This window comes from Achromobacter spanius (genome assembly GCF_002812705.1).
GTDB classification, from domain to species: Bacteria; Pseudomonadota; Gammaproteobacteria; order Burkholderiales; family Burkholderiaceae_B; genus Achromobacter; species Achromobacter spanius.
Genome location: NZ_CP025030.1, coordinates 4,440,127 through 4,465,290, shown reverse-complemented (window position 1 = coordinate 4,465,290; position 25,164 = coordinate 4,440,127). Strand labels below are relative to the sequence as shown.

23 protein-coding genes and 1 pseudogene are annotated in these 25,164 nt (G+C 65.9%); 11 read left to right on the top strand and 13 right to left on the bottom strand.

What is annotated here, in order from left to right:
• Positions 1-65: 65 nt before the first annotated feature.
• On the bottom strand, positions 66-914 hold the full coding sequence (locus CVS48_RS20115; RefSeq protein WP_100855979.1) for a CPBP family intramembrane glutamic endopeptidase: 849 nt from the start codon (positions 912-914) through the stop codon (positions 66-68).
• 168 nt (positions 915-1,082) lie between these two features.
• Between CVS48_RS20115 and CVS48_RS20110 the strand changes: the two genes are divergently transcribed.
• Positions 1,083-1,457 (top strand): MAPEG family protein, encoded by a 375-nt coding sequence (locus CVS48_RS20110; RefSeq protein WP_100855978.1) that lies wholly within the window; start codon positions 1,083-1,085, stop codon positions 1,455-1,457.
• 76 nt (positions 1,458-1,533) lie between these two features.
• On the opposite strand, the gene CVS48_RS20105 is transcribed toward CVS48_RS20110, so the two are convergent.
• From CVS48_RS20105 to CVS48_RS20060, 10 genes are all read right to left on the bottom strand, one after another.
• On the bottom strand, positions 1,534-1,968 hold the full coding sequence (locus CVS48_RS20105; protein WP_100855977.1) for a carboxypeptidase-like regulatory domain-containing protein: 435 nt from the start codon (positions 1,966-1,968) through the stop codon (positions 1,534-1,536).
• Between the two features lie 152 nt (positions 1,969-2,120).
• Positions 2,121-2,891 (bottom strand): NRDE family protein, encoded by a 771-nt coding sequence (locus tag CVS48_RS20100; protein ID WP_100855976.1) that lies wholly within the window; start codon positions 2,889-2,891, stop codon positions 2,121-2,123.
• Between the two features lie 3 nt (positions 2,892-2,894).
• Positions 2,895-4,889, bottom strand: coding sequence for an FUSC family protein (locus CVS48_RS29790; protein ID WP_272868273.1), 1,995 nt, complete (start codon positions 4,887-4,889; stop codon positions 2,895-2,897).
• A gap of 35 nt (positions 4,890-4,924) precedes the next feature.
• Positions 4,925-5,407 carry a YbaK/prolyl-tRNA synthetase associated domain-containing protein gene (locus CVS48_RS20090; RefSeq protein WP_100857768.1) on the bottom strand — a complete coding sequence of 161 codons (483 nt, stop codon included), beginning with the start codon at positions 5,405-5,407 and terminating at the stop codon, positions 4,925-4,927.
• Between the two features lie 106 nt (positions 5,408-5,513).
• Complete coding sequence (locus tag CVS48_RS20085; RefSeq protein ID WP_100855975.1) at positions 5,514-6,245, bottom strand: response regulator transcription factor; 732 nt, start codon at positions 6,243-6,245, stop codon at positions 5,514-5,516.
• A 210-nt stretch (positions 6,246-6,455) separates the two neighbouring features.
• Positions 6,456-7,931: an efflux transporter outer membrane subunit gene (locus CVS48_RS20080; RefSeq protein ID WP_100855974.1), complete on the bottom strand. Its 1,476-nt coding sequence runs from the start codon at positions 7,929-7,931 to the stop codon at positions 6,456-6,458.
• Between the two features lie 129 nt (positions 7,932-8,060).
• A complete protein-coding gene (locus CVS48_RS20075; RefSeq protein ID WP_100855973.1) occupies positions 8,061-9,206 on the bottom strand; it encodes an ABC transporter permease in 1,146 nt (381 codons plus the stop codon).
• Complete coding sequence (locus tag CVS48_RS20070; protein WP_100855972.1) at positions 9,203-10,180, bottom strand: ABC transporter ATP-binding protein; 978 nt, start codon at positions 10,178-10,180, stop codon at positions 9,203-9,205. Before CVS48_RS20070 ends, CVS48_RS20075 begins: the two co-directional genes overlap by 4 nt.
• Positions 10,177-11,145, bottom strand: coding sequence for an HlyD family secretion protein (locus tag CVS48_RS20065; protein WP_100855971.1), 969 nt, complete (start codon positions 11,143-11,145; stop codon positions 10,177-10,179). Before CVS48_RS20065 ends, CVS48_RS20070 begins: the two co-directional genes overlap by 4 nt.
• Positions 11,146-11,201: 56 nt before the next feature.
• Positions 11,202-11,951, bottom strand: coding sequence for a TetR/AcrR family transcriptional regulator (locus CVS48_RS20060; protein ID WP_100855970.1), 750 nt, complete (start codon positions 11,949-11,951; stop codon positions 11,202-11,204).
• A 161-nt stretch (positions 11,952-12,112) separates the two neighbouring features.
• Here CVS48_RS20060 and CVS48_RS20055 point away from each other — a divergent pair, with 161 nt between their 5' ends.
• The 3 genes from CVS48_RS20055 (at position 12,113) to CVS48_RS20045 (ending at position 14,728) form a co-directional block, all read left to right on the top strand.
• The gene (locus CVS48_RS20055) at positions 12,113-13,150 is read left to right on the top strand and encodes an NADP-dependent oxidoreductase (protein WP_100855969.1); all 1,038 of its coding nucleotides are present in this window, start codon (positions 12,113-12,115) and stop codon (positions 13,148-13,150) included.
• A 26-nt stretch (positions 13,151-13,176) separates the two neighbouring features.
• On the top strand, positions 13,177-13,857 hold the full coding sequence (locus CVS48_RS20050; RefSeq protein WP_100855968.1) for a type 1 glutamine amidotransferase domain-containing protein: 681 nt from the start codon (positions 13,177-13,179) through the stop codon (positions 13,855-13,857).
• Positions 13,858-14,128: 271 nt separating this feature from the next.
• Positions 14,129-14,728, top strand: a complete 600-nt coding sequence (locus CVS48_RS20045; protein WP_100855967.1) for an HD-GYP domain-containing protein — start codon at positions 14,129-14,131, stop codon at positions 14,726-14,728.
• 218 nt (positions 14,729-14,946) lie between these two features.
• Here the strand turns inward: CVS48_RS20045 and CVS48_RS20040 are convergent, their stop codons facing one another.
• Both CVS48_RS20040 and CVS48_RS20035 read right to left on the bottom strand, forming a co-directional pair.
• Entirely contained in the window at positions 14,947-16,542 is a 1,596-nt protein-coding gene (locus tag CVS48_RS20040; protein WP_100855966.1) for a glycerol-3-phosphate dehydrogenase/oxidase, read from the bottom strand.
• Positions 16,539-17,355: pseudogene (locus CVS48_RS20035) on the bottom strand (DeoR/GlpR family DNA-binding transcription regulator). The gene CVS48_RS20040 and the pseudogene CVS48_RS20035 overlap by 4 nt, the downstream one beginning before the upstream one ends.
• Positions 17,356-17,566: 211 nt before the next feature.
• On the opposite strand from CVS48_RS20035, the gene CVS48_RS20030 reads away from it, so the two are divergent.
• From CVS48_RS20030 to CVS48_RS20000, 7 genes are all read left to right on the top strand, one after another.
• Positions 17,567-18,652 carry an ABC transporter ATP-binding protein gene (locus CVS48_RS20030; RefSeq protein WP_100855965.1) on the top strand — a complete coding sequence of 362 codons (1,086 nt, stop codon included), beginning with the start codon at positions 17,567-17,569 and terminating at the stop codon, positions 18,650-18,652.
• Complete coding sequence (locus CVS48_RS20025) at positions 18,652-19,740, top strand: ABC transporter ATP-binding protein (protein WP_100855964.1); 1,089 nt, start codon at positions 18,652-18,654, stop codon at positions 19,738-19,740. The genes CVS48_RS20030 and CVS48_RS20025 overlap by 1 nt, the downstream gene beginning before the upstream one ends.
• Positions 19,737-20,627 (top strand): carbohydrate ABC transporter permease, encoded by an 891-nt coding sequence (locus tag CVS48_RS20020; RefSeq protein ID WP_050446975.1) that lies wholly within the window; start codon positions 19,737-19,739, stop codon positions 20,625-20,627. The genes CVS48_RS20025 and CVS48_RS20020 overlap by 4 nt, the downstream gene beginning before the upstream one ends.
• Positions 20,620-21,432 (top strand): carbohydrate ABC transporter permease, encoded by an 813-nt coding sequence (locus CVS48_RS20015; RefSeq protein ID WP_100855963.1) that lies wholly within the window; start codon positions 20,620-20,622, stop codon positions 21,430-21,432. Before CVS48_RS20020 ends, CVS48_RS20015 begins: the two co-directional genes overlap by 8 nt.
• A gap of 12 nt (positions 21,433-21,444) precedes the next feature.
• Positions 21,445-21,753: a DUF2160 domain-containing protein gene (locus CVS48_RS20010; RefSeq protein WP_100855962.1), complete on the top strand. Its 309-nt coding sequence runs from the start codon at positions 21,445-21,447 to the stop codon at positions 21,751-21,753.
• Positions 21,754-21,873: 120 nt separating this feature from the next.
• A complete protein-coding gene (locus CVS48_RS20005; protein WP_100855961.1) occupies positions 21,874-23,604 on the top strand; it encodes an ABC transporter substrate-binding protein in 1,731 nt (576 codons plus the stop codon).
• A gap of 209 nt (positions 23,605-23,813) precedes the next feature.
• Positions 23,814-24,947 (top strand): alpha/beta hydrolase family protein, encoded by a 1,134-nt coding sequence (locus CVS48_RS20000; protein WP_318269937.1) that lies wholly within the window; start codon positions 23,814-23,816, stop codon positions 24,945-24,947.
• Positions 24,948-25,164: the final 217 nt, after the last annotated feature.

Here is a 25,164-nt window from a genome sequence, read left to right as displayed (position 1 = left end):
CCGTCCGCCGTGCTGCAACACGGCGACGGGGCCGCGCACTAGAACGTCAGCCCTGAAACGCCGCACTAGAACACCGCGCGCATCGGGTAGGTGAACAAACCGAAGTGCGCGGCGTTCAGCCCCAAATGCGCCAGCACCGCGGCCGCTAGTCCGCCATGGCGGTAGGCCACGCCATAGGCGGCGCCGGCGATAGCGGCCAGCAGCATCCATTGCCAGCCGCCCGCGAAATGCGCCAGCCCGAACAGGATGGCGGCCACGCCCAGCGCGGCCCACGCGCCCCAGGCATGATGCCGCCAGCGCGCGGCCAACTGCTGCTGCACATAGCCGCGAAACAACGCTTCTTCTGCCAGCGTGACCAGCAACGCATTGTTGATGAGCCAGATCCAGCCCGAGTCCGGCCACTTGGGCGCCCAGCCCACCACACCCATCGCCAGCGCAATACCCAGGCAGGCCAGCACCGCCGCGCCACAAGCCAGCACGGCCGCCAGCAAGGTGCGGCGCAGGTCGGCGCCCGCCATGGGCGGCGCCAAGGCCAAGACCACCCAGAACGCAACCAGCGGCTTGTCCAGGTTCAGATACATGCCAAACGCCACCGCGTCCGCCGTTAGCGGCGCGGGCGCAATCACCAGCGGGTTGTGAAAGCCCGGCGCCAGATGCAGGAAGAGCGCGCCAGCCACCGGCAGGAACAAGACGTGACCGGCCGCGCGCGCGGCGTCGCCCGAGCCGGGACGCACCCAGGCCGCCGCAAGGACCAGTAGCGCCGGCGCGGCGAATGCCACGGGATCAATGACCCCATCAGCCCAAGCCCATCCCCACGCGATCGCCAACGGCGCCAGCGCCCAACGCCGGGTGGCGGGCAGCCAAAGCAGGGCGGCAGCAAGGAATAGAGCGGGCCAGGGGCTGAACAAGGTCATAAAGCAAGCGGGCGCGGAAATTCGGACCGCAAAGTGTAAGCGCGCATGCCTGCTCTACCCACGCGCCAGGCTTTTCATTTCGACGCTTTCAGGCGACCATGCCGCAGCGGCGGCCAAATGCCCGTCACCCTGTCCGGCCCAACTTTGGGCGGCGCTCCAGGAGCCAGTATGAAAATGATCGCGTGGTTGATGTTGGCAGCGGCGTTGCTGCCGTTGGTGTCGACAATCATCGCCAAGGCGGGGGGCAACAAGTTCGACAACAATGACCCGCGCGCATGGCTTGCCCGCCAGGAAGGATGGCGCGCGCGCGCTAATGCAGCGCAGATCAATGCCTTTGAAGCGCTGCCGTTCTTCTTCGCGGCGGTGTTGTTTGCGCTGTACACGCAGGCGCCGCCCGCCCATGTGGCCACGCTGATGGCCTGCTGGATAGGCGTGCGGCTGGGCTATCTGGCCATGTACGTGGCGGGCTGGGGCGCGCTGCGATCGCTGGTCTGGGCGATCAGCGTGGGCTTCGTGATCGCCATCCTGTTTTCCGGGGTCTAAGGGAAACAAGCCCCTGGAATCAAACCCTTGGGAATCAAGCCCCTGGATATCAACCGCTGGAGCTCAAGCCCCAGCGTCACTTCCATTCAAAAACGGCGCGCGCGGTGCCGGTGCCTTGCACAGTCATTGCGCGTTCCTGTGTCTTGCCCTCAAACGTCGCTGAAATCTTGTAGCTGCCCGCAGGCAGCTTGACCAGCATGTAAGGGCCTTCGGACGTCGCCTTCAAGACCTCCTTGCCTTGTGCGTCGAGGATGGTGACGGCGACGCTGGCCACATAGTCGGCCGTGCCGTCGCGCTGTGCCGCGAAAGTCAGCGCCAGCGGATAGTCTTTCGCGGCGGCCTTCATGGCTTCGGATTCATCGATGCCGATGCCGCCGCTGACATATTGCACCGAGCCCTGGTGCTTGACCGGCGGCAACGCCGCTTGCGCGGTGGACAGCACGCCGGCGATGGCCATGCTGCCCAAGGCCATCATGGCGGACAGGGTGCAGCGTTCAATGCGTTTGTTCATCTGATTCTCCAGAGGTGGATGATTGAGCTTCGACCCGGGCGACGGCACGGAGTTCGCGGCGGGGCGTCTCGGAGCTCAACCGTTTGTTTCCGTAGCCGTGATTCTGCCGCTGCCTTTCTGCCCGTCGCGTCACCCAGCATATCCCCGCGCTTTCACGCTTGCCAGGAAAATGCCAGCCGGCTTTCACCGCTGATCATGCCGTCGGGCGCAAAGCGCCGTTCGTCCAATTGGCCCGCGCCACCCTCGCGCAGCACCAGCACGCTGGAGCTGCGCGTGCCGTAGTCGGGGCTGACGATGAACGGGCTGCTCAACAGCCTTTCGCGGTCGGGGGGCAGGCCTGTGGCGGGCATGTCCTCGTCCGTGGCGGTCTGCCGGTCCGCCAGTGCGTCGAACAGCGCGGGCAGGTCGGGTTGCGGCGTTCGGCCCAGCACCTCGGTAAACGCCGTCTTGGTGCGGGCCAGTTTGGGCCAGGGCGTGTCCAGCAAATGGTTGGACAGGGCATAGATGCCGGGCGCAAGCGGGCGCGGCGGGCCGTCGCGGTTGCTCAGGTACCAGGCCTGACGGGTGTCGCCCACGATCAGGTTGAAGCCGTTGTACGCCTGATCCGATTCATGCGTGCGGGCCAGGTACGCCTGCGGCGAGTCGTTGCCGCGCAGATAGTCCTCGACCAGCGCGCCGCGCGACGGGGCGGGGGCCAGGTACCTGCCCGGTTCGCGGAAGTTGGTGACCAGCGCAAAGCGCCCTTGCGCCGTCACGCCCATCCAGGTGCCGCCGGCAAGCCCGTCGCGCCCCGCGTACAGGCCGGGCGCATCGGCCCATTGCGCGGCCGGAAGCGTGGGGCGCGCGTGGAATTCGTCGCGGTTGGCGGCGATCAGGACGGGAATGCCCGGCAAGGCGTGCAGGGCCAATACGGCAAGACACATGGTTCAGACCTGGTTGGGTGGAGGGGTAAGGGGATGGGCGGAGCGGCGCTTGGGCAAGGCGGCGAGGGGCGCGGCGGCAAATTCCGGGCCGGCCAGCACAGCGCGCAAGTTTTCGATTTCGGCGGCCACGTCGGCCAGCGCGGGTGAGGGGGCGGCAACGGCCGCGACAGGCGGGGCCGCGCCTTGCTCCACCGCGACGCTCAGGGCGTGCAAGGCGTGCGCCAGTTGCCCGACCTCGCCAGCGGTTGGCGTGGCTTGGTCGGCAGGCAGTGACCATGCCGTATCCGACACGGCGTTGGCCACGCGCTCCAGCGCCACTTCCACCGGCCACCAGGCCAATGCGCGGCGGCTGACCAAACGCGGCTCGGACAGGCCGCGCTGTAGCGCGATGCGCAAGTCCGACAGGCTTGCATAGGCACGGGCGCGCAGGGCGTGGCGCTTGGCGGGGTCCGCCTGGAACACGGTGTTGACGTAAGCGGCCAGCGTGTCCATCGCGGTGGCGACGGCGTGATCCAGGTTATTGCGCTCGATGCGGATCCACGGCAGATAACCCACCAGCAGCACGATGCCGGCCGCGACGCCGACATCAAGCAGGCGCGCCAGCGCGATGGCCCAGGTGCCGGGCTGCAAGGCTCCGATCAGCAGCATCAGGATGGGGACGAGGATGGCGGAAAACAGCCCATAGTTACGGCGGATGGACCAGGGCAGCAAGGCCGCCAGCGCCGCCACCGTCAGCACGCTGGCGATGCCGTTCTGGTCCACCGCCAGCACGGTGGCGCTGATGGCCACGCCCACCACGCTGCCGCCGCAGCTTTGCAGCGCCCGCGCGAACACCGAGCCGAAATTCGGCTTGAAGATCACCACCACAATCAAGGGCACCCAATACGAACGCGGCAGTGACGCGGCCAGCGCCACGGCCTCCGCGGCGATCAGGCATAGCCCCAGCCGGATCAGGTAGCGCACGGTGGTCGGACCAGGGCGGTAGGTGCGTGCAAGCACCCGCCACGGCGTGCGCGGAGGCACCGGCGCAAGCGGGGCAATGGGATCGGCGTCGGGCGTCTTGGCGCCAGTCAGCAAGGGTTCGGCTTGCGCCAGGGCATCCGCCAGTTCCGGCATGCCGGCTTGGCGCAGGGCCGCGATGTCGTCGCCGGGGGCGGGGGTTTGATCGTGTTCCACACGGTCGGCCAGATGGTTCATGACGCGCGCGCAGGCCGGCGGCAGGACTCGGCCGGCGCGGGCCAGCGCCAGCGCGGTATTGGCCAGCGGCGTGCAGGCCTGGAGTTGCGCCACCAGGCGGGCCAGGCGTGGCGACGGCCCGGCCGCGCGGCCACGGGCCGCCAACACCGTGTCGTAGGCGGTGGTCATTGCCGCTTCCATGTCGCGCCGGGCCACCATGGTGCGTGATGTACCGATGGCGGCAAGCAGGGCGGCCAGCTTGCGGTAGACCAGCGCGACGGCGGCGCGTTCGGGGGCAATCGGGTGCACCACCCAGCCCACCAGGGTCAGCGCCAGACCGAACAGCCCGCCCATGCCCACCAGCACCGACGGCAGCCAGGGCGGCAGGGTGGACGTCAGGCTGGAACCCACGATGACGTACACCGCGAATTGCAGCGTGGCGACCGCCGCGATGTTGTTGAAGGTGCCCACCAGGCTGGCGACGAGCACCAGCACCGTCATCGCGGCCGCCGTCCACAGCCCGAGTCCGGCCACCAGATTGCCCAGCAAATAGCCCAGCGCGCCGCCGAGCACGGTGCAGCCGATGGACAGCGCCCGGTTGCGGTAAGGGCCGCCGTTGTCGCCGGTGATGGCGGGCAGCGCGCCCAGCGCGACTAGCGCGGCGGGCCCGCTTTGCTCAAGCGCCAAGCCCACGGCCGTCGGCAGGCCGATGGCCAGCGCCGCCCGCAGCGCCACCCAACGGCTGACGGGTGACGGCTCCATGTGCGCCAGGTTCATCAGCCAGCGCATGTTGGCGCCGCGTGCGATCTTGGAGCGGAACACGGCGGGCTTCATGGCGGTGGGGGGCTGGGGTGGGGTCAGGCCTTGATCAGCGGCGCTTCTTCGGGCGCCGCCAGCCGGAAGTAGTCTTCCGTGTTCAGCAGGATGGACGCGTCCAGCCGTCCGGCGTTGAACACGATTTCATCGTGGCGCGTGCGCAGGCTGGGGTCCACTAGCAGATGCAGGTCCGGGTTGAAGGAAAACGGCGGGATGGCGCCAATTTCGCAGCCGGTGAGTTCGCGCGCCAGTTCCTGCGAGGCCAGCGACGCCTTTTTGCCGCCCGCAGCGCGCGCAATGGCGTCCAGGTCGGCCTGCTTGTCGGCGGGGAAAACGGCCAGCACGTTTCTGCGCACGTTCGACGAGATCTTCACGCGGCAGACCAGCGCCTTGGCGCCCTGGCTGACTTCGGTGCCCCGGATGGCGGCCACTTCCACCGAGCGGCCGGCGGCGGGATGGTTGATCAGGCGGTGGCGCGCGTGGTGCTGGGCAAGCAGCGCTTGCAGGCGTTCGAAGACTTCCATATCGGTGGCGGCAGCGTAGGGAACAAGGGGGTAGGCGAACAACGGGCGCCGGACGTGGGATGTCTGACGTCGGCCCCGCTACGCATGATACGCCCGCCAGCCGTCGTCAGATCTCGCCGGTGAAGGCGTAGCCCCAACCCCAGACGGTGCGGATCGGCAGCTCCACGTTCAGGTCCTGCGCCTTGCGCCGAAGGCGGCTGACCACGACATCGGTGCGTCGGACGGATTCACGGCCGGCCTGCGCGTCGGCGCCGGACGAATCGCCGCGCGGCAGGCGCTTGTCGGTCGATGTGGTCAGCTTCAGCAGGAATTCGCGTTCCGCCAGGGTGAGCGACACGCGGGTGCCTTGCGGGCTGACCAGCGTCCAGGCAGCGTCGTGGAATTGCCATTTGCCCGCGACTTCTACTGCCTGCGTCACGGCGCTGGCACGCACGTCGGCCTCGGGCATGGCTGGGGGGCGACGGCCCGTTGCCGGTACGCGGCGCACCAGCGCTTGTAAGGCGGCGGCGATTTCCGCCGTGGCCACGTCATGCTGAAAGCAGGCGTCGGCGCCGCAATGCAGGCCAAGAATGCGGTTTTCGGGCGAATCAAAGTTGGACACGGCGATGATGCCCGCAGTCGTGTCCATGGCGCGCAGACCTGCGACGGCCATGCAGAGATCGGTAAGGTCGGCCTCCATCACTAGCAATGGCGTGCGGCGCGCCTGGAACAGGCGGAACAGGCCATTGGAGTCCTCGCACCGGCGTGGCGAGAATCCCATCTCGGCCAGTGCGTCGCTGCGGCGCACGCGTTGGTCGGGATCGGGAGAGAAGACGATCAGGTCTAGTAGGTCATTCATGAAATCGTAGTGATCTGTGCAGCTTGAGCCCTTGCATGATCCTACGAAACGGCGGCTTCCCTTACCCCGCTCAACGACACTTTCGTACCCGAATTCTCAGACATGATTGCAGGCGGCCTATCACCGTGAAATATGGGCGGGTTATCGAACAATGTTTGAATCAAGGCAAGCCGTCACAACCCTGACACGCGGTTGAACGCGGGGGACAGGCTAGGGGCTTGCCGCGACGGGCGCCGACCCGGTTGGTGGGACCGTGGCCGGCGTGGCGGCGGGCTCGTTCCACCAACCGCCGCCCAAGGCCTGCAACAGCGCCGCGGTGTCGGCATAGCGGGCCGCATCCGCCTCGGTGCGCGCAATCCGCGTTTGCAGTAACTGGCGCTGGCTGTCCAGCAGGCTTTGGTGGCTGATGCCGCCTGCCTGGAAACGGCCTTGCGCGATGCGTTCGGCGTCCGTCGCGCGGCGCCAGGCGTCGTCATAGGCGGCGTAGCTGTCGGCATCGGTCTGCACCGCGCGCAGGGCGTCGGCCACCTGGCGGAACCCGTCCAGCACCGTTTGCTGGTAGGCGGCGGCGGCCGCCTCGTAGGCCGCTTCGGCGGAACGCTTGCGCGCCCGCAGTTCACCCCCGCGAAACAGTGGCTGCACCAGCCCCAGCCCCAAGCTCCACACGTTCACGCCGTCGGACAAATCGCCCGCGCTCGTGCGCTGCGAGCCAAAGCTGCCCGTCAGCGTGAACTGTGGGTACTGGTTGGCGGCGGCTACGCCCACGTCGGCCGACGCCTGATGCCACAGCGCCTCGGCGGCCAGGATGTCCGGACGCTGGCGCGTTAATGCCGAGGGCACGCCGGTGGGAATGTCGGCGGGCAAGGTCAGGTCGGCCAGGCGCAGGGGCGGCGTGCGCAGCGCGGCGGGCGGCAAGCCCAGGTACACCGCCAACTGATGCGTGGTCTGCGACAACTGCTTTTCCAGCGGCGGCAGCGCGGCGCGGGTCTGGGCCACCAGCAGTTCCTGGTTGCTCAGGTCGGCCTGTGCGACGCCGCCCGCCGCCACGCGCTGCCGCATGATGTCTTGCTGGCGTATTTGCGCGGCCAGCAGGTCGCGGGTGGCGGCCAACCGTTCGGACAGGTCGGCCTGGCGGATGGCGGCCGTGACCACATTGGCGGCCAGTGACATGCGCGCGGCCTGCAATTCGTGCGCCTGATAATCCACCTGCGCCGCCATGCCTTCCAGCGCCCGTCGGTTGCCGCCGAACACGTCCAGCGTGTAGGACACGTTGATCGAGGCGTTGTAGAGCGTGAAAGGCGGCGGCAATTCCGCCACCGGCACGCCGTAGGCGGAAGGGTCCACCTTCTGCCGCTTGGCGGACAGGTCGGCGTCCACCGACGGCAACAGGCGGCCGCCAGTTTCTGCGTCCAGGTCCTCGCTGGCCTGGCGCAGCTTGGCGCGCGCCTGGGCCAGCGTGGGGCTGGCTTCCAGCGCCTGGCGCACCAGTTGATCCAGCGCGTCCGACTGGAACAGCCGCCACCATTGCGCGGGAATGTCGACGCCCGCTTGCAAGCGCTGCGCGCCAGGGGGCGTGGTGGCATCGTCTTGCCCCGTGTAGGACGTGGCGTCTGGCGCTGGGGGTGTCTTGAAGTCGGGCCCGACCGCGCAGCCCGTGATCAGGGCTGGCAGGCCGATCGCCAGCATTGCGGCGCAGCGGCGCCCGACGCCCCGGCGCCCGACACAGCGGTGCGGTGCGGCAGCTCGGGCCAAGGCCAGGCGGACAAAGGCGGCGCAAGAGTAGATAGGCGTTAAGGCAAGGCGTGGCATGGCGCGTCAATCCAGGGTTCGGCGATAGAACTTCACGGCGGCGGTCATGACGACCGCGGTGAACAGCATCAGCGGCCAGATGCTGGGCCACAGGTCCCACCAGCCGTTGCCCTTGAGCAGGATGCCGCGTATCAGCCGGTTGAAGTGCGTCAGCGGCAGCAGGTTGCCCAGGTATTGCGCCCACATCGGCATGCCCTGAAACGGGAACATGAACCCGGACAGCAGCATGTTGGGCAGGAAATAAAACATGGTCAGCTGCATGGCCTGCAACTGGTTCTGCGCCAGCGACGACAGCGTGATGCCCACCGTCAGGTTCGCCGCCACGAACAGCAGCGCCGCCAGGTACACGGACAACAGGCTGCCCAGGATAGGCACATGAAAAACGAAATGCGCGGCCAGCAGGATGATGGTGGCCTGGATCAGCCCGATGGCGATGTAGGGCACGATCTTGCCGGTCATGACCTCTAGCGGGCGCACCGGCATCGACAGCAGGTTTTCCATCGTGCCGCGCTCGCGTTCGCGCGTCATGGCCAGGCCCGTCATCATCACCAATGTCATCGTCAAGATCACGCCCATCAGGCCGGGCACCGTGTTGTATTGCGAGATCTGCTCTTCGTTGTAGAGCTGGTGCACACGCACATCAAAGGGCGGCTGCCCGCCCGCCAACCCGGCCAGTGGCCCGGTCAGGTCTTTCTGCGCCACGGCTTGCGTCAATTGCGTGGCCGCGCCAATCGCCATGCCGGTGGCCATGGGGTCGGTGGCGTCCGCCTCGATCAACAGGGCGGGGCGTTCGCCGCGCAACAGCCGGCGCGAAAAGTCCGGCGGAATCGTCACCACGAACAGCACGCGGCCTTGCGCGAGCGCGGCGCGGCCGGCTTCTTCGTTGTCCAGCTCTTCGGTGATGTGGAAGTAGTCGGACGATTTCATCGCCGCGATGAAGCTGCGCGTGAACGGGCTGTGATCGGCCGTGATGACGGCCGTGGGCATCTGCTTGGGGTCGGTGTTGATGGCGTAGCCGAACAGCGCCAACTGCATGATGGGCAGGCCCACGATCATGCCGAAGGTGATGCGGTCGCGGCGCAGTTGCAGAAATTCCTTCAGCACCATGCTCCACCAGCGCGCCCAGGAAAAGCCTTGCATGGCGCGCATCATGGGGGGCTCGCGAAGTTGTCGGTGGACCGGTTCATCAGGTAGATGAAGACGTCTTCCAGGCTGGTGTCGATGCGCTCCAGGCGCAGGTCCTGGCCACGGATGGCCTCGCGCAAGGTGCGTTCCAGCAGATCCGCGTCTTGGCCGCTGACATGCAGCGCCGACCCGAACGCCACGGTCTGGTCCACGCCCGGCGCGCTGCGCAGGCGCTGGCCCAGCGGCACCAGGTTGTGGCCGTGAATGGCAAACGTGGACAGGCGCTGTTCGGCAATCACCTGTTCGGCCGTGCCTTGCGTCAGCAGCTTGCCGTACGAGATGTACGCCAGCTTGTGGCAGCGTTCGGCTTCGTCCATGTAGTGCGTGCTGACCAACACCGAGATGCCGCGCGCGGCCAGCTCATGCAGTTGCTCCCAGAAGTCGCGCCGCGCGGTCGGGTCCACGCCCGCCGTGGGTTCGTCCAGCAGCAGCAGGCGCGGTTCGTGCAGCAGGCAGGCGGCCAGCGCCATGCGCTGCTTCCAGCCGCCCGACAACGACCCCGTCAACTGGTTGGCGCGGGTGTGCAGGCCCAGGTCTTCCAGCGCACGGTCCACGGTCTGGCGGCGTTGCGGCATGCCGTACATGCGCGCCACAAAGTCCAGGTTTTCGCGGATGGTCAGGTCATCCCAGTACGAGAACTTCTGCGTCATGTAGCCCACATGGCGCTTGATCTGGGCGCTGTCTTGAACAATGTCGTAGCCCAGGCAGGTGCCGCTGCCGGAATCCGGCGTCAACAGGCCGCACATCAAGCGGATGCAGGTGGTCTTGCCGCTGCCGTTGGGGCCAAGAAAGCCGAAGATCTCGCCTTCTTGAACGCGCAGCGATACGTCGTTGACCACATGCTTGTCGCCAAAGCGCTTGTTCAGGCCGCGCACGTCAATCACGGCCTTGCCGGGGGCGGGCGCGCCGTTTTGCGTATCGGGGGTGGTGGCCGCGTTCATTGCAGCGTCGCCTCGACCGGCTGCCCGGGATGCAGCCGCGCGGCGGCCTCCGGCGCGGGGCGCGCTTCCACCATGTAGACCAGCTTGCTGCGGCTTTCGCGGCTGTAGATGACGGGCGGGGTGTATTCGGCCTGGTCAGACACGTAGTCGATATGCACGGGGATGGGGTCGCCGCAGCCGTCGCAGCGCAGCGTGGCCGTCTGGCCGGTCTTCAGTGTGCCCACCACGGTTTCGGGCACGAAGAAGCGCACCTTCACATTGCCGGGCGGCAGCAGGCTGACCACGGGGCTGCCCGCGGGCACCCATTCGCCCACGCGGTACATCGTGTCGAACACTCGGCCCGCGGCCGGCGCGCCCAACTGCTTTTGCGCCAAGGTCCATTCCGCCTGCGCCAGCGCGGCGCGCGCGACGGCGACTTGGGCAGCCTGCGCGCGTCGCTGGTCGTCGCGGCCGGGCAGGTTGGCCACTTCCAGTTGGGCGCGCAGTTCGCGCACGCGGGCGGCGTCCGACTGCGCCTGTCCACGGCTGTCGTCCAACTGCGCGCGCGCAATGCCGCCGATGCGGAACTGCGCCGTATCGCGTTGCAGTTGCGCAGCCGAGCGCCGGCTGGCGGCCTCGGCTTGCGCCAGTTGGGCGCGGCTGACGTCGATTTCCGCCGGCCGCTTGCCGGTGGCGATGTCTTCCAATTGCGCGGTGGCCGCCGCCAATTGCGCGCTGGCCTCGTCGCGGGCGGCGCGTTCGCGCGTGGCCTCCAGCGTAAACAGCGCCGCGTCGGCGCTGACCTGCTGCCCGCGTTTGACGGCCAGCGCATCCAGGCGGCCGGCTTCGGACGAGGCCACATACACGTAGTCGCCTTCCACATACCCCTGGTAGAACGGCGTACTGTCCTGGCCGCAGCCGGCCAACAGCAGCGTCAACACCGGCAGGCCGGGCAGGAATCGAAGCAGGACAGGGCGGGTGCGCATGGTCGGCATCCTTAGGGTAGGCAACCACAGGGTCGGCGTCCTCATGGTGGAAATCCTCATGGGCGAGCGGTATCTGAAGACGGGGCAGGCGGCGAAAACAGGCCGCCGGTCAGCATGGCGATGGCGTGCGCCGCGATCGCCTGGGTGTCGATGGCTTGCGCCTGGGCGTCGCCTTGCCAGATGCGGCGCCACAGGTTGGACGTGGCAAGCGGCAACAGGGTCAGGCCAAGAATGGAAAGAAACACCAGCCGGGGTTCGACGCCGGGCGTGATCGCGCCTTGGTGCTGGGCCTGGCCGATCATTCCGGCAAAGGCGGCCAGCCGGTCGGTGGGCAGGTGGGGCAGTACCCGTTCACGCAGTTGCCCGCCTTCATTCACCACTTCATGCATCCACAACGCCGGCAGCCACGGTCGCTCCGTCGCGCTCTGCACGATGCGATTCACGATTTCCGTCAGGTAGCCGCGCGCCGCCGTAGCGAGGTCGATGTCGGGGTTGCTGTCGGCATCAGGACCCGATTCCGAGGCCAACCGCACCGGCGCCCAGACATAGCCGATCACCGGCACTACCCGTTCCAGCACCACGGCATCAATCAGTTGGTCTCGGCTTTTGAAGTAGTAGTGCAGCATCGCTGGCGTCACGTTGGCGCGCTGGGCTATCTGCGCGATGGTGGTGGCCGCCACGCCCTGCGCGGCGAACAGGCCGGTGGCGATGTCCAGCAATTGGGCGCGCATGGCGGCATTGTCGGGGCCTGCGGCACGTGCGGGGCGGCCGGGCCGGCGGGTGGGGGCTGGGGGAATTGGGCACATGACGCGCAGTTTAATTAAGTATTTAATTAATTAAAAGAGGGCTGGCGTTAAATGTTGCAACGCAGGGCACCGGGCATCGATGGTGTAATGGCTCGGTTCCCCAATCTGCCGCCCGGGCCTTGCCTGTCAGGCCTGGGCGGCTTCCCAGGAGGCTGGACTTCATGACGCAATCCCCGTCGATCAACCGCCGCATCGTGCTTGCCGCTCGCCCCCATGGCGAGCCCACCGATAGCGATTTCCGCCTGGAAACGGGCGAAGTCCCGCAGCCCGGCCCTGGTCAGGTGCTGCTGCGCACCGTGTACCTGTCGCTGGACCCCTATATGCGCGGCCGCATGAGCGACGCGCCGTCCTACGCCGAACCCGTGCAGGTCGGCCAGCCCATGGTGGGCGGCACGGTGACCCGCGTGCAGGCGTCCAATCACCCCGACTACCAGCCCGGCGAATGGGTGTTGGCCCAGTCCGGCTGGCAGGACTACGCCTTGTCCGACGGCGCCGGTCTGCTGCGCCTGGGCCCCAAGCCGCAACATCCGTCGTATTCGCTGGGCGTGCTGGGCATGCCCGGTTTCACGGGCTACATGGGGCTGCTGGACATCGGCCAGCCCAAGGCCGGCGAAACCGTGGTGGTGGCCGCGGCCAGCGGCGCGGTGGGCGCGGTGGTGGGGCAGATCGCCAAGATTCACGGCTGCAAGGTGGTTGGCATTGCGGGCGGCGCGGACAAATGCCGCTACGTGGTCGACGAACTGGGCTTTGACGACTGCCTGGACCACAAGTCGCCTGACCTGGCCGGCCGTCTGGCGCGCGCCGTGCCGCAAGGCATTGACGTGTATTTTGAAAACGTGGGCGGCGCGGTTTTTGATGCCGTGCTGCCGCTGCTGAACCCGCGCGCCCGCGTGCCGGTCTGCGGCTTGATCTCGGCCTACAACGCCACCAGCCTGCCCGATGGCCCGGACCGTTTGGCGCTGTTGATGCGCAACATCCTGACCAAGCGGCTGAAGGTGCAGGGCTTCATCATCTTCAACGAATACGCTCACCGCTATGGCGAATTCCGCGAAGCCATGGAAGGGCTGATTGCACAAGGCCGCATCAAGTATCGCGAAGACGTGGTCGACGGCCTGGAGAACGCGCCGCGCGGCCTGATCGGCCTGCTCAAGGGCGAAAACGCCGGCAAGCGCATTGTGCGCGTCGGCCCGGACGAATAAGCGCGTACACCCAATCGGAGCGAAACATGAAAATCCTGATCGTGCTGACTTCCCACGACACGCTGGGCGACACCGGCCGCAAGACGGGCTTCTGGCTGGAAGAGTTTGCCGCGCCGTATTACGCGTTCGTTGACGCGGGCGCGGCGGTCACGCTGGCCTCGCCCAAGGGCGGCCAGCCTCCGCTCGACCCCAAGAGCGATGACCCCGATGCGCAGACCGACGCCACGCGCCGTTTCCGCCAGGACGCCGAGGCGCAGCGCGTCTTGGCGAACACGCAGCGGCTGGCCGACATGCAGGCGGCGGACTTCGACGCGGTGTTCTATCCCGGCGGCCATGGCCCGCTGTGGGATCTGGCTGAAGACGCCAAGTCGGTTGGCCTGATCGAAACCATGCTGGCTGCGGGTAAGCCGGTGTCGGCGGTTTGCCACGCGCCGGGCGTCTTGCGCCATGCCAAGACGGCGGATGGCAAGCCGCTGGTGCAGGGGCGGCAGGTAACGGGCTTTTCCAACAGCGAAGAGGCAGCGGTGCAGTTGACCGACGTGGTGCCGTTCCTGGTGGAAGACGAACTGACGCACTTGGGCGGGTTGTATAGCCGTGGGCCGGACTGGCAGCCGCATGTGGTGTGCGACGGCTTGTTGGTCACGGGGCAGAACCCGGCGTCGTCCGTGGGGGTGGCGGAAGCGCTGCTCGAGCGTTTGAAGCGCTGAAGCTGGAGCGCTGGAGCAATGAAGCAATGAAGCATTGAAGCAATGAAGCTCCGGGGCGCTGGGACACAGAAGCAATCGAGCAATCGAGCAATCAAGCACTGAAGCACTGAAGTTCTTCACAACGCCACATGGCGCTGGGGCGCGCGGATATTGAATCTGCGCTGCTCTCCCAACGCTGCTCTGTTTCGTCAGGATTGGTGCGCACTGTGTCAGAATCGCTACTTTCCGACACAAGTGCGCCGCTCAGCCGAGCCGCCGCGCACCTTTACTGATGCCCCCCGACGTACCCGAAACACCAGCAGGTTCCTGCGAAGCGGCGCTCTTCGCCGCCATGCAGGCGCGTGACCCGGCCACCGGCCGACATTGCGGCCGTGTGGTCGCCCTAAGCGTGGCGCTGGCCCAAGCCTGTGGCCTGTCCGAAGACGAACAACAGGCCGCCGCCGTGGCCGCGCGGTTGCATGATGTGGGCAAGATCGGCACGCCGGATCGCGTGCTGTTTTCTCCGAATCGCCTGGAAGGCGAAGACTGGGAAATCATGAAGTCCCACGCGGCGGTCGGCGCCGACATCATCTTGCATAGCGCGATGCCGCAACGCGGCCTGATCGCGCAAGCGGTCCGCCACCATCACGAGCATTTCGACGGCTCCGGTTATCCGGCCGGCCTGCACGGCCACGACATTCCGATGCTATCGCGCATTATTTCGCTGGCGGATTCTTACGATGCGCTAGGCGACGCACGCCCATATCACCCCGCGCGTGGGCATACCGAAATCATGCGGATTCTGCATCGTGAAGCCGGTGCCAAGTGCGACCCGGATCTGTTGCGCGTTTTCGAAGCGATGATAGAAACGAGCACGCTGCGCGTGCCGTGAATCGCAGTGGGCGTTTCATGGGTATGGGCACGGGCGCTTCATTCGTAGGATGGGTGAAGCGCGAGACATCAGCCCAAAGAAAGCTGGCCTGTGCCGCGCGTAACCCATCAAGCAACCGTGGATGAATTCCACCTTTGGCAAGAACTTCACCATCGCTGATGGGTTACGCGCGTTCTACGTCCGGTTCTTGCGCGCCTTCCCATCGCGCTTCACCCATCCTACAGTCGATACGTTTTTGCTACCGTGGCCAGCTCTTGCAGCGTGCGTTGCTGCCAGGCTGCATCGTGGCCCAGCTCTTCGGCCAGGATGCGGGCGACTTCGGGGGCGGCCAGCATCGCGGCTTCCGCGTCCAGGAACAGCGCGCGGTTGCGGCGGGCCAGCACGTCTTCGGCGCTGCGTGCCAATTCATAGCGCGCCGCAAAACGCACGTGCGCTTCCGACAGGCCGCTGGCCTTGACCAGCATGCGGTCAGCGCCCGGCAGCGCTTTCAACACCGCAAGATCGCTGCCGTAATAGCTGTCCGGCGTTCCTGCATGCTCTTCGGACGGCGCCAGCCCCGCCGCGCCGTGCAGCGGCAGCGATTCGGTCCGGCACGTTGCCTGCGTCAACAGCTGATGTTGAATCGCCGTGTCCACCACGTCCTGCGCCATGCGGCGGTAGGTCGTCCACTTGCCGCCCGTTACCGTCACCAACCCGGCGTTGGACACCAAAATCGTGTGCTCGCGCGACAACTGCTTGGTCGAAGCCTCGCCCGTGGCCTTGACCAGCGGACGCAGGCCCGACCAGACGCTGGTGACGTCGTCGCGGGTCGGCTTGCGGCTGAGGTAGCGCGCGGCGGTGCTCAGGATGAAGTCCACATCTTGCGCGCCGGCTTCCGGGTCCAGCGGCAGATCCCCGCGCGGCGTGTCGGTGGTGCCCACGATGGTGTGGCCGTTCCATGGCACGACGAACAGCACGCGGCCGTCGTCGGTCTTCGGGATGAGGATGGCGCGCTTGCCGGGCAGGAACTCTTGCGGCAAGGTCAGGTGCACGCCCTGGCTGGGCGCCACCATCGTGGCCGCGTTCTTGTCTTCCATGCGGCGCACGGCGTCCACCCAGACGCCGGTGGCGTTGATCACGCAGCGCGCGCGCAACGAGAAGCTGGCCCCGCCGATCACGTCTTGCGCGGTCACGCCGTCGACCTTGCCGTTGCTGGTGCTAAGACCCGTGGCGCGCACATAGTTCACGGCCGTGCCGCCCAGGTCGAACAGCGTGCGCATCAGGCTCATCGCCAGGCGCGCGTCGTCGAACTGGCCGTCGTAATACAGCACGCCGCCCTTCAAGCCGCGCCCATTGACGTTTTCCGCCAGCGTGGGGGCGTTGGCCAGCGTGTCGCGGCGCGACAACCAGCGGCTGGGCGCCAGGTTCAGCTTGCCGGCCAGCATGTCGTACATTTTCAGGCCGATGCCGTAGAAGGGCTGGTCGAACAGGTTGTAGGCGGGCACCACAAAGCCCAGCGGCCACACCAGGTGCGGCGCGTTGCGGTTGAGCAAGCCACGTTCGTGCAGCGCTTCGCGCACCAGGCTGACATTGCCTTGGGCCAGATAGCGCACGCCGCCATGCACCAGCTTGGTGGCCTTGCTGGACGTGCCCTTGGCGAAGTCGGCGCCTTCGATCAGCAGGGTGCGGTAACCGCGCGCGGCGGCGTCCACGGCGGTGCCCAGGCCCGTTGCGCCGCCACCGATGACGATGACGTCCCAGGACGGCGTGTTGTCCAGCGTGGACAGCAGGCGGTTGCGATCGGGCGGGGTGACGTTGGCTAGCGGTTGGTTCATAGGTTGGATGATGAGGTATTCGTGGGGATCTCTACGCCGGCCCCATTGGGCGCGGCCGCGACTTCGCAGCGCACGCCGGAATCCAGCAGCACCTGCGCCAGCGGTTCCTGCGGGTGCGCGTCGGTAAAGAATCGGTCGATTTGCGAGATATGCGCCAGTTCCACCATGGCTTGGCGTTTGAATTTGCTGCTGTCGGCGGCCAGCCAGACTTCGCGTGATTGTTCGATGATGGTTCGCGCCACACGCACTTCGCGGAAGTCGTAGTCGCGCAGCGTGCCGTCGGCTTCAATGCCGGAAATGCCGATCAGCCCGATATCCACCTTGAACTGGCGGATGAAATCCATCGTGGCTTCGCCCACGATGCCGCGGTCGCGCGAACGCACCACGCCGCCGGCCACGATGACTTCGCAGTCCGGGTTGTCGGACAGGATGTCCGCCACGTGCAGGTTGTTCGTAATGACGCGCAGGCCGCGATGGCGCAGCAGGGCGCGCGCGATGGCCTCGGTGGTGGTGCCGATGTTCAATATCAGCGAACAGCCGTCCGGCACGGCGCGCCACGGCTTCGGCAATGCGCTGTTTGCCGGCCGCGTGCAGGCCCTGGCGCTTGCGGTAGGCAATGTTCTCGATGGTGGAGGCTTCAATGCGCACACCCCCGTGAAAGCGCGACAGCATGCCGGCTTCGGAAAGGATGTTGACGTCGCGCCGCACGGTCTGCAGCGTGACGTCAAAGCGTTTGGCGAGCTCTTCGATCGTGGCCGAGCCTTGGGCCCGCACCATTTCGACCAACGCGCTCTGTCGTGGATTCAGTGTCATATTCGCATGATAAAACAACAAAAGCGAAAAATAATGCCGCACTGCAAGATTGTTTTTTGTTCGCTTCTTGGGTAAAACGCAAAAAAAACGAAAGCCACCTGAAAGAGTATGCTCATCCTGTTACGCCATTGCGCGTAGCGGCTGGGGCGCTGTACCGAATACCGAAGTCCGTTTTTAAAACAGGGACATATAAGTAGGTTGAGGAGACTAGATGCAGCTGACCTTGGACAGGATAGGTTTGCGAGCCGGTTCGCAAACGCACCTGACTCCCATGAGCCTGGCCCCCGTGCCGGGAGCCATGACGGTGCTGCTGGGGGTGACCCTGGCGGGAAAAACCTCGTTGATGCGCATCATGGCCGGGCTGGACCGACCCACCGAAGGCCGCGTGCTGGTTGACGGCGTGGACGTCACGGGCGTGCCCGTGCGCCAGCGCAACGTCGCCATGGTCTACCAGCAGTTCATCAATTACCCGTCCATGTCGGTCTACGACAACATCGCGTCGCCGCTGAAGCTGCGCGGCGAAAAGGACATCCGCGATAAAGTCCGCGCCATGGCGGCCCGGCTGCATATCGACCACCTGCTGGCCCGCTACCCGTCTGAATTGTCGGGCGGGCAACAGCAGCGGGTGGCGCTGGCCCGGGCCTTGGTCAAGGACGCGCCCTTGATCCTGCTGGACGAGCCCCTGGTCAACCTGGATTACAAGCTGCGCGAAGAACTGCGCGACGAGCTGTCGGAATTGTTCGCCGAAGGGCGTTCCTCCGTGGTCTACGCCACGACCGAACCCGGCGAAGCGCTGTTGCTGGGCGGCCACACCGCCGTGCTGGACGCGGGCGAGCTGCTGCAATACGGCCCCACCGCCGAGGTCTTTCACCGCCCCAATTCCATCCGCGTGGCGCGCGCGTTCAGCGATCCGCCCATGAACCTGTTCGCGGCCCGGCGCACGGACACGGGTTTCGTCCTGCAAGGCCAGGTGGCGGTTGACCGCAGCCTGCCCGCGCAGGCGGGCGCCGACATCACGGCGGGCCTGCGCGCGGGCGCGCTGGACGTGGAGCCGCGCCCGGGCCATATCGGCCTGGCCGGCGTGGTGAAGCTGGCTGAAATTTCGGGTTCGGACACCTTCGTGCATGCGGAAACCGCCGCGGGCAACGTCGTGGCGCAATTGCCCGGCGTGCACCGCTACACCTTGGACGAGCGCGTGCAACTGTATTTCGACCCGGCCCAGACATATGCCTTCGACGTCAGCGGCGCGCTGTTGGCCGCGCCGCGCCAGCCCGCCGGCGCAGGGGAGGCGGCCTGATGGCGCAGATTGAGCTGGACCTCTCCCATTCCTACGTTGCCGACCCCAAGACCGACGAGGACTACGCACTGCTGCCGCTGCAATTCACGTTCCGCGACGGCGGCGCCTATGCCTTGCTGGGCCCTTCGGGCTGCGGCAAAACCACCTTGCTCAATTGCGTATCCGGCTTGTTGCGCCCCTCGCACGGGCGCATTTTGTTTGACGGCCAGGACGTCACTGGCAAATCCCCGCAAGCGCGCAACATCGCGCAGGTGTTCCAGTTTCCGGTGGTCTACGACACGATGACGGTGGCCGACAACCTGGCCTTTCCGCTGCGCAACCGGGGCGTGCCGCCCGAGCGCATCCGCGAACGGGTGGGCCGCATTGCCGAAATGCTGGAGATGTCGCACGTGCTGGATCGCCGTGCCAGCGGCCTTACGGCAGACGCCAAGCAGAAGATATCGCTGGGCCGTGGGCTGGTGCGCAGCGACGTGTCGGCCATTCTGTTCGACGAACCCTTGACCGTGATTGACCCGCAACTGAAGTGGGAGCTGCGGCGCAAGCTCAAGGAAATCCATCACGAATTCAAGCTGACGCTGATCTACGTGACGCACGACCAGACCGAAGCGCTGACGTTTGCCGACCAGGTCATGGTGATGGCGCGCGGTCGCGCCGTGCAGGTGGGCAGCGCGGACGATCTTTTCGAACGGCCGGCGCACACCTTCGTGGGCCATTTCATCGGGTCGCCCGGCATGAACTTCCTGCCGGCAGAATGGCGCGACGATGCGCTGTGGGTGGGGCAGGCGCGCGTGCAAGGCGCCACATCCGAGGTGGCCGCAAAGCTGGCCAACGCAGGCCCCATCAAGCTGGGTGTGCGCCCGGAATACCTGCGGGTGACGGACGCGAACGCGGCGGGCGCCGTGCCCATGCGTGTGGAGCGCATTCAGGACGTGGGCACCTACACCTTGCTGGTGGCCGACTTTGAAGGCACGCCGGTGCGCGCCCGCCTGGGCAGCAACATCGTGCCCACAGCTGTGGGCGGCACCGTCTGGTTGTCGGTGCTGAATCCGCACACCTGCTTTTACCGCGACGAGGTGCTGATCCCATGAAACCCATCGATCACCGGGCCTGGTTCCTGGTTTTACCCGTGGTGTTGTGCGTGGCGTTCTCGGCCATCTTGCCGCTGATGACCATCGTCAATTATTCCGTGCAAGACATCATTGCCCCCGACCGCCGCGTATTCGTGGGCACGGAGTGGTTTGCCGCCGTGCTGCAAGACGAAGAGCTGCACGGCGCCTTGTTCCGCCAGATCGGCTTTTCGCTGGCGGTGCTGGCCATTGAGATTCCGCTGGGCATCTTGCTTGCCCTGTCCATGCCCGCCAGCGGTTGGCGCGCGTCGGCCGTGCTGGTGATCATTGCGCTGTCCTTGCTGATTCCGTGGAACGTGGTGGGCACCATCTGGCAGGTGTTCGGCCGTACCGACATCGGCCTGTTGGGCGCGACCTTGTCGTGGCTGGGGGTGGACTACAACTACACCGGCAACGACGTGGACGCCTGGGTGACCGTGCTGGTCATGGACGTGTGGCACTGGACGCCGCTGGTGGCGCTGCTGTGCTATGCGGGCCTGCGCGCCATTCCCGACGCCTACTACCAGGCGGCGCGCATCGACGGCGCGTCGCGCCTGGCGGTGTTCCGCTATATCCAACTGCCCAAGATGCGCGGCGTGTTGATGATTGCCGTGCTGCTGCGCTTCATGGACAGCTTCATGATCTACACCGAGCCCTTCGTGCTGACGGGCGGCGGGCCGGGTAACGCCACGACGTTCCTCTCGCAGTACCTGACGCAAAAGGCCGTGGGCCAGTTCGACCTGGGTCCCGCCGCGGCGTTCTCCATCATTTACTTCCTGATCATCCTGCTGCTGTGCTTCATCCTCTACAACTGGATGCAGCGCGCGGGCACGACCGGCGGCGTCGACGAGGAGCATCCCCATGCGTGACCAATCCACCTGGTGGCGTTCCGCCTTCCTGATCCTGTACCTGGTGTTCGCGATGCTGCCGCTGTACTGGATGTTGAACATGTCGTTCAAGACCAATACCGAAATCGTCAGCACGCTGACGCTGTGGCCGCGCGACTTCACCTTCGAGCATTACCGCACCATCTTCACCGACCCCGCCTGGTATTCGGGCTACATCAATTCCCTGATCTACGTCGTCATCAACACGGTGATCTCGCTGGCGGTGGCGCTGCCAGCGGCCTATGCGTTTTCGCGCTACCGCTTCATCGGCGACAAGCACGTGTTCTTCTGGCTGCTGACCAACCGCATGACGCCGCCCGCCGTGTTCCTGCTGCCGTTCTTCCAGCTCTACAGTTCGTTCGGGCTGATGGACACGCACCTGGCCGTGGCGCTGGCGCATCTGGTGTTCAACGTGCCGCTGGCCGTGTGGATCCTGGAAGGCTTCATGTCCGGCGTGCCGCGCGAAATCGACGAAACCGCCTACGTGGACGGCTATTCCTTTCCCCGGTTTTTCCTGACGATCTTCCTGCCGCTGATCAAGTCGGGCGTGGGCGTGGCGGCGTTCTTCTGCTTCATGTTCAGCTGGGTGGAACTGCTGCTGGCGCGCACGCTGACGTCGGTTAACGCCAAGCCCATCGTGGCCACCATGACCCGGACCGTGTCGGCGTCCGGCATGGACTGGGGCGTGCTGGCGGCGGCCGGTGTGTTGACCATCGTGCCCGGCGGCATCGTCATCTGGTTCGTGCGCCACTACATCGCGAAGGGTTTCGCGATGGGCCGCGTGTAGAAGGGGGCCGACATGTTCAGTTGGATGGTATGGACCACGCCGGTTGCCGTGTTTTTCACCTGCATCGTGTTGATGCTGATTGGCATGACCGTGTGGGAATTGAAGTCGCCCACGGTCGAACGCAAGGGCTTTCTGCCGCTGCGCACCACGCGCGGTGACAGGTTGTTTATTGGATTGATGGCCGCGGCCTGGCTCAACCTGGCGTTTCTGGGGTTTGGCGAAAAGGTGATGGAGTGGCTGTCACTGGATGAGCCGCCATCGGTATGGATCAGCTTCGTGGCGTCCATGCTGTTGCTGGCTTTCATCATAAGAAAAGGCTGAAGGGGCGAGTCGACCCCGGGCAGGTTGGGATGGATGGTTTTGAAGGACTGCGGCCCGCATCTTCCCCGGCCAGAGGTCCGCAGCAGAACAGAAGGGGAAGGGTATTCGAGGAGACAGGTCATGAAATTGCGCATGCACGCCATGGCGGCCGCTATCGCCCTGATCGGCACATCAGGGGCTTGGGCCGGCGAGCCGGAGGCGAAGAAGTGGGTGGATTCCGAGTTCCAGCCTTCCACGCTGTCCAAGGACCAGCAGATGGCCGAGATGAAGTGGTTCATGGACGCCGCGGCCAAGTTGAAGGCCAAGGGCGTCAACGAAATCAACGTCGTGTCGGAAACCATCACCACGCACGAGTACGAATCCAAGACGCTGGCCAAGGCGTTCAGTGAAATCACCGGCATCAAGGTCAATCACGACCTGATCCAGGAAGGTGACGTGGTCGAGAAACTGCAAACGTCGATGCAGTCGGGCAAATCGATCTACGACGGCTGGATTTCGGACTCCGACCTCATCGGCACCCACTACCGCTACGGCGCCATTTTGCCGCTGTCGGACTACATGGCCGGCGCGGGCAAGGAATGGACCAACCCCAACCTGGACATCAAGGACTTCATCGGCACCAAGTTCACCACCGCACCCGACGGCAAGCTGTACCAGTTGCCCGACCAGCAGTTTGCCAACGTGTATTGGTTCCGCGCCGACTGGTTCGCCCGGCAAGACCTGAAAGACAAGTTCAAGGCCAAGTACGGCTATGACCTCGGCGTGCCCACCAATTGGTCCGCCTACGAAGACATTGCCGACTTCTTCTCCAACGACGTCAAGGAAATCGACGGCAAGAAGGTCTATGGCCACATGGACTACGGCAAGAAGGACCCGTCGCTGGGCTGGCGCTTCACCGATGCGTGGCTGTCCATGGCCGGCGCGGCCGACAAGGGCCTGCCTAACGGTATGCCGGTGGACGAATGGGGCATTCGCGTGGCGGATGACAAGTGCACGCCGGTGGGCGCGTCGGTGTCGCGCGGCGGCGCCACCAACAGCCCGGCCGCCGTTTATGCGCTGACGAAGTACATCGACTGGATGAAAAAGTACTCGCCGCAGCAGGCCATGGGCATGACGTTTTCGGAATCCGGCCCGGTGCCCGCCCAAGGCCAGATCGCCCAGCAGATCTTCTGGTACACGGCCTTCACCGCCGACATGACCAAGAAGGGCCTGCCGGTCGTCAACGACGATGGCACGCCAAAATGGCGCATGGCCCCGTCGCCCTACGGTCCGTACTGGAAGGACGGCATGCAGAACGGCTACCAGGACGTGGGCTCGTGGACGTTCTTCAAGTCCACCAACCCCGACAAGATGGCCGCGGCCTGGCTGTATGCGCAGTTCGTCACGTCGAAGTCGGTATCGCTGAAAAAATCCATCACCGGCCTGACCTTCATTCGCGACAGCGACATCAACAGCGAGTTCTTCACCAAGAACGCCGCCAACTACGGCGGGCTGATCGAGTTCTACCGCAGCCCCGCCCGCGTGGCCTGGACGCCCACGGGCAACAACGTGCCGGATTACCCGAAGCTGGCGCAGTTGTGGTGGAAGAACGTGGCCACGGCAGTCACTGGTGAAAAGACGCCGCAGGCCGCCATGGACAGCCTGGCCAATGAAATGGACCAGGTGATGGCGCGGCTGGAGCGCGCAGGCATGGCGCAATGCGCGCCCAAGCTGAACCCGAAGAGCAACCCCAGCAAGTGGCTGTCGGACCAGCACGCGCCGTGGAAGAAGCTGGCCAACGAAAAGCCCAAGGGCGAGACCATTCCCTACGAGCAACTGCTGGCCGCCTGGAAGGAAGGCAAGGTGCGGTAGGGGGGGCAATGCCACGGATAGCCGTAGCGCCGCCGCGTGGGCCGTGGCGCTACGGCATTCGCAACCATCCCGTTGTTTGACGCACGAGCGCATGGTTGAGTCGCGCCGTTGCCGCTACAAGACATGTTCGAATCCGGTATTGTCGATACCCGCTGCGCCGGTATGGGTGCGCGGCTTGCCCGTCGTCCTTTTCCTTGTTCGGTTCGACCATGACTTTTTTTCCCTTCGAGCGCGCGCGCTGCACGACCGCGTCCGCCACTGCCGCCGCTGTTTTTTCCGTCCTTGCCCTGGGCCTTGCCGGCGCCCTGACGTCGAACGCTGCCCAGGCTGCCGGCTTCCAGCGTCTGACGATACCCATGGACATGAACGGCCCGGCGCTTACGGGCGGCATCTGGACGCCTTGCACCGCGCCCGCGACTGAGATCAAGCTGGGCGGCACCACCATCCCTGGCGTCTTGAACTGCGCCGTGCCCGACGGCCGGCACCCCTTGATCGTGATGTCGCACGGGTCGGCCGGTTCGTTCCTGAGCCATCATGACACCGCCGCGGCGCTGGCGGATGCGGGCTTCGTGGTGGTCGCGATCAATCATGTAGGAGACAACGCACAGGACCGCTCGCGGCGGGGGTACCTGTCTATCTTCTCGACGCGCCCGCGTGAGATACGGCGCGTAATCGACTACATGACTACCGCCTGGCCGCAGCAGGCGCGGGTGGACGCCACCAAGATCGGCGCCTTCGGCTTTTCTCGCGGCGCGTACACAGTTTTGGTGCTGGCCGGCGCCAAGCCCGATTTTCAGGCGGGCCTGGCGGTTTGCAAGGACGCGCCGACGCTACCCATGTGCCGCGATATCGCATCCGGGAAAATTCCTCAGCAGCCCTATGTGCAGGATGCGCGCATCAAGGCGGTGGTCATTGCAGATCCGCTGAATGTTTTTCCGGGCGATGCCTTGCGGGCGGTGAAGATCCCCGTACAGCTTTGGGCGTCGGCGCTGGGCGGAGACGGTGTTACGCCAGCCAGTGTGGAGGCGGTGGGGCAGGGGCTGGGTTTGGGTGGGGGCCAGGGTCAGGATAAGGCTCAACCTCAAAGCCAGGGCCAGGGTGCGGGCCACGGCCCGGACTATCAGAGGGTGGCAGGAGCGGCCCACTATGCATTCCTGGCGCCTTGCCCGCCCGACCAGGCTCAAGCCGACATCTGCCAAGACGCGCCCGGCTTCGACCGCAGCCAATTCCATCAAGCCTGGAACGCCCGCATGGCGGCGTTCTTCAAGGCGCACGTCAGCAAAACCGTAAACCCGACGACGCCGACGCCCGGCGACGCGGCCCGTGATCCCGCCAACCGGTGACCGGCCCGGCCTCCTGACCTTGATGCGTAGGATGGGTGAAGCGCGGCACCGGCTGCCCGCGAAAACTGGCGCCCGCCGCGCGTAACCCATCAGCAACGTCCACGCGATGGGTTGCGCGCGATCTTCGGTTGGGTTCTTGCAACGGGTATCGCGCGCTACACCCATCCTACGGGCGGGGGGCGGCGTCTGATGCGTAGGATGGGTGAAGCGCGGCACC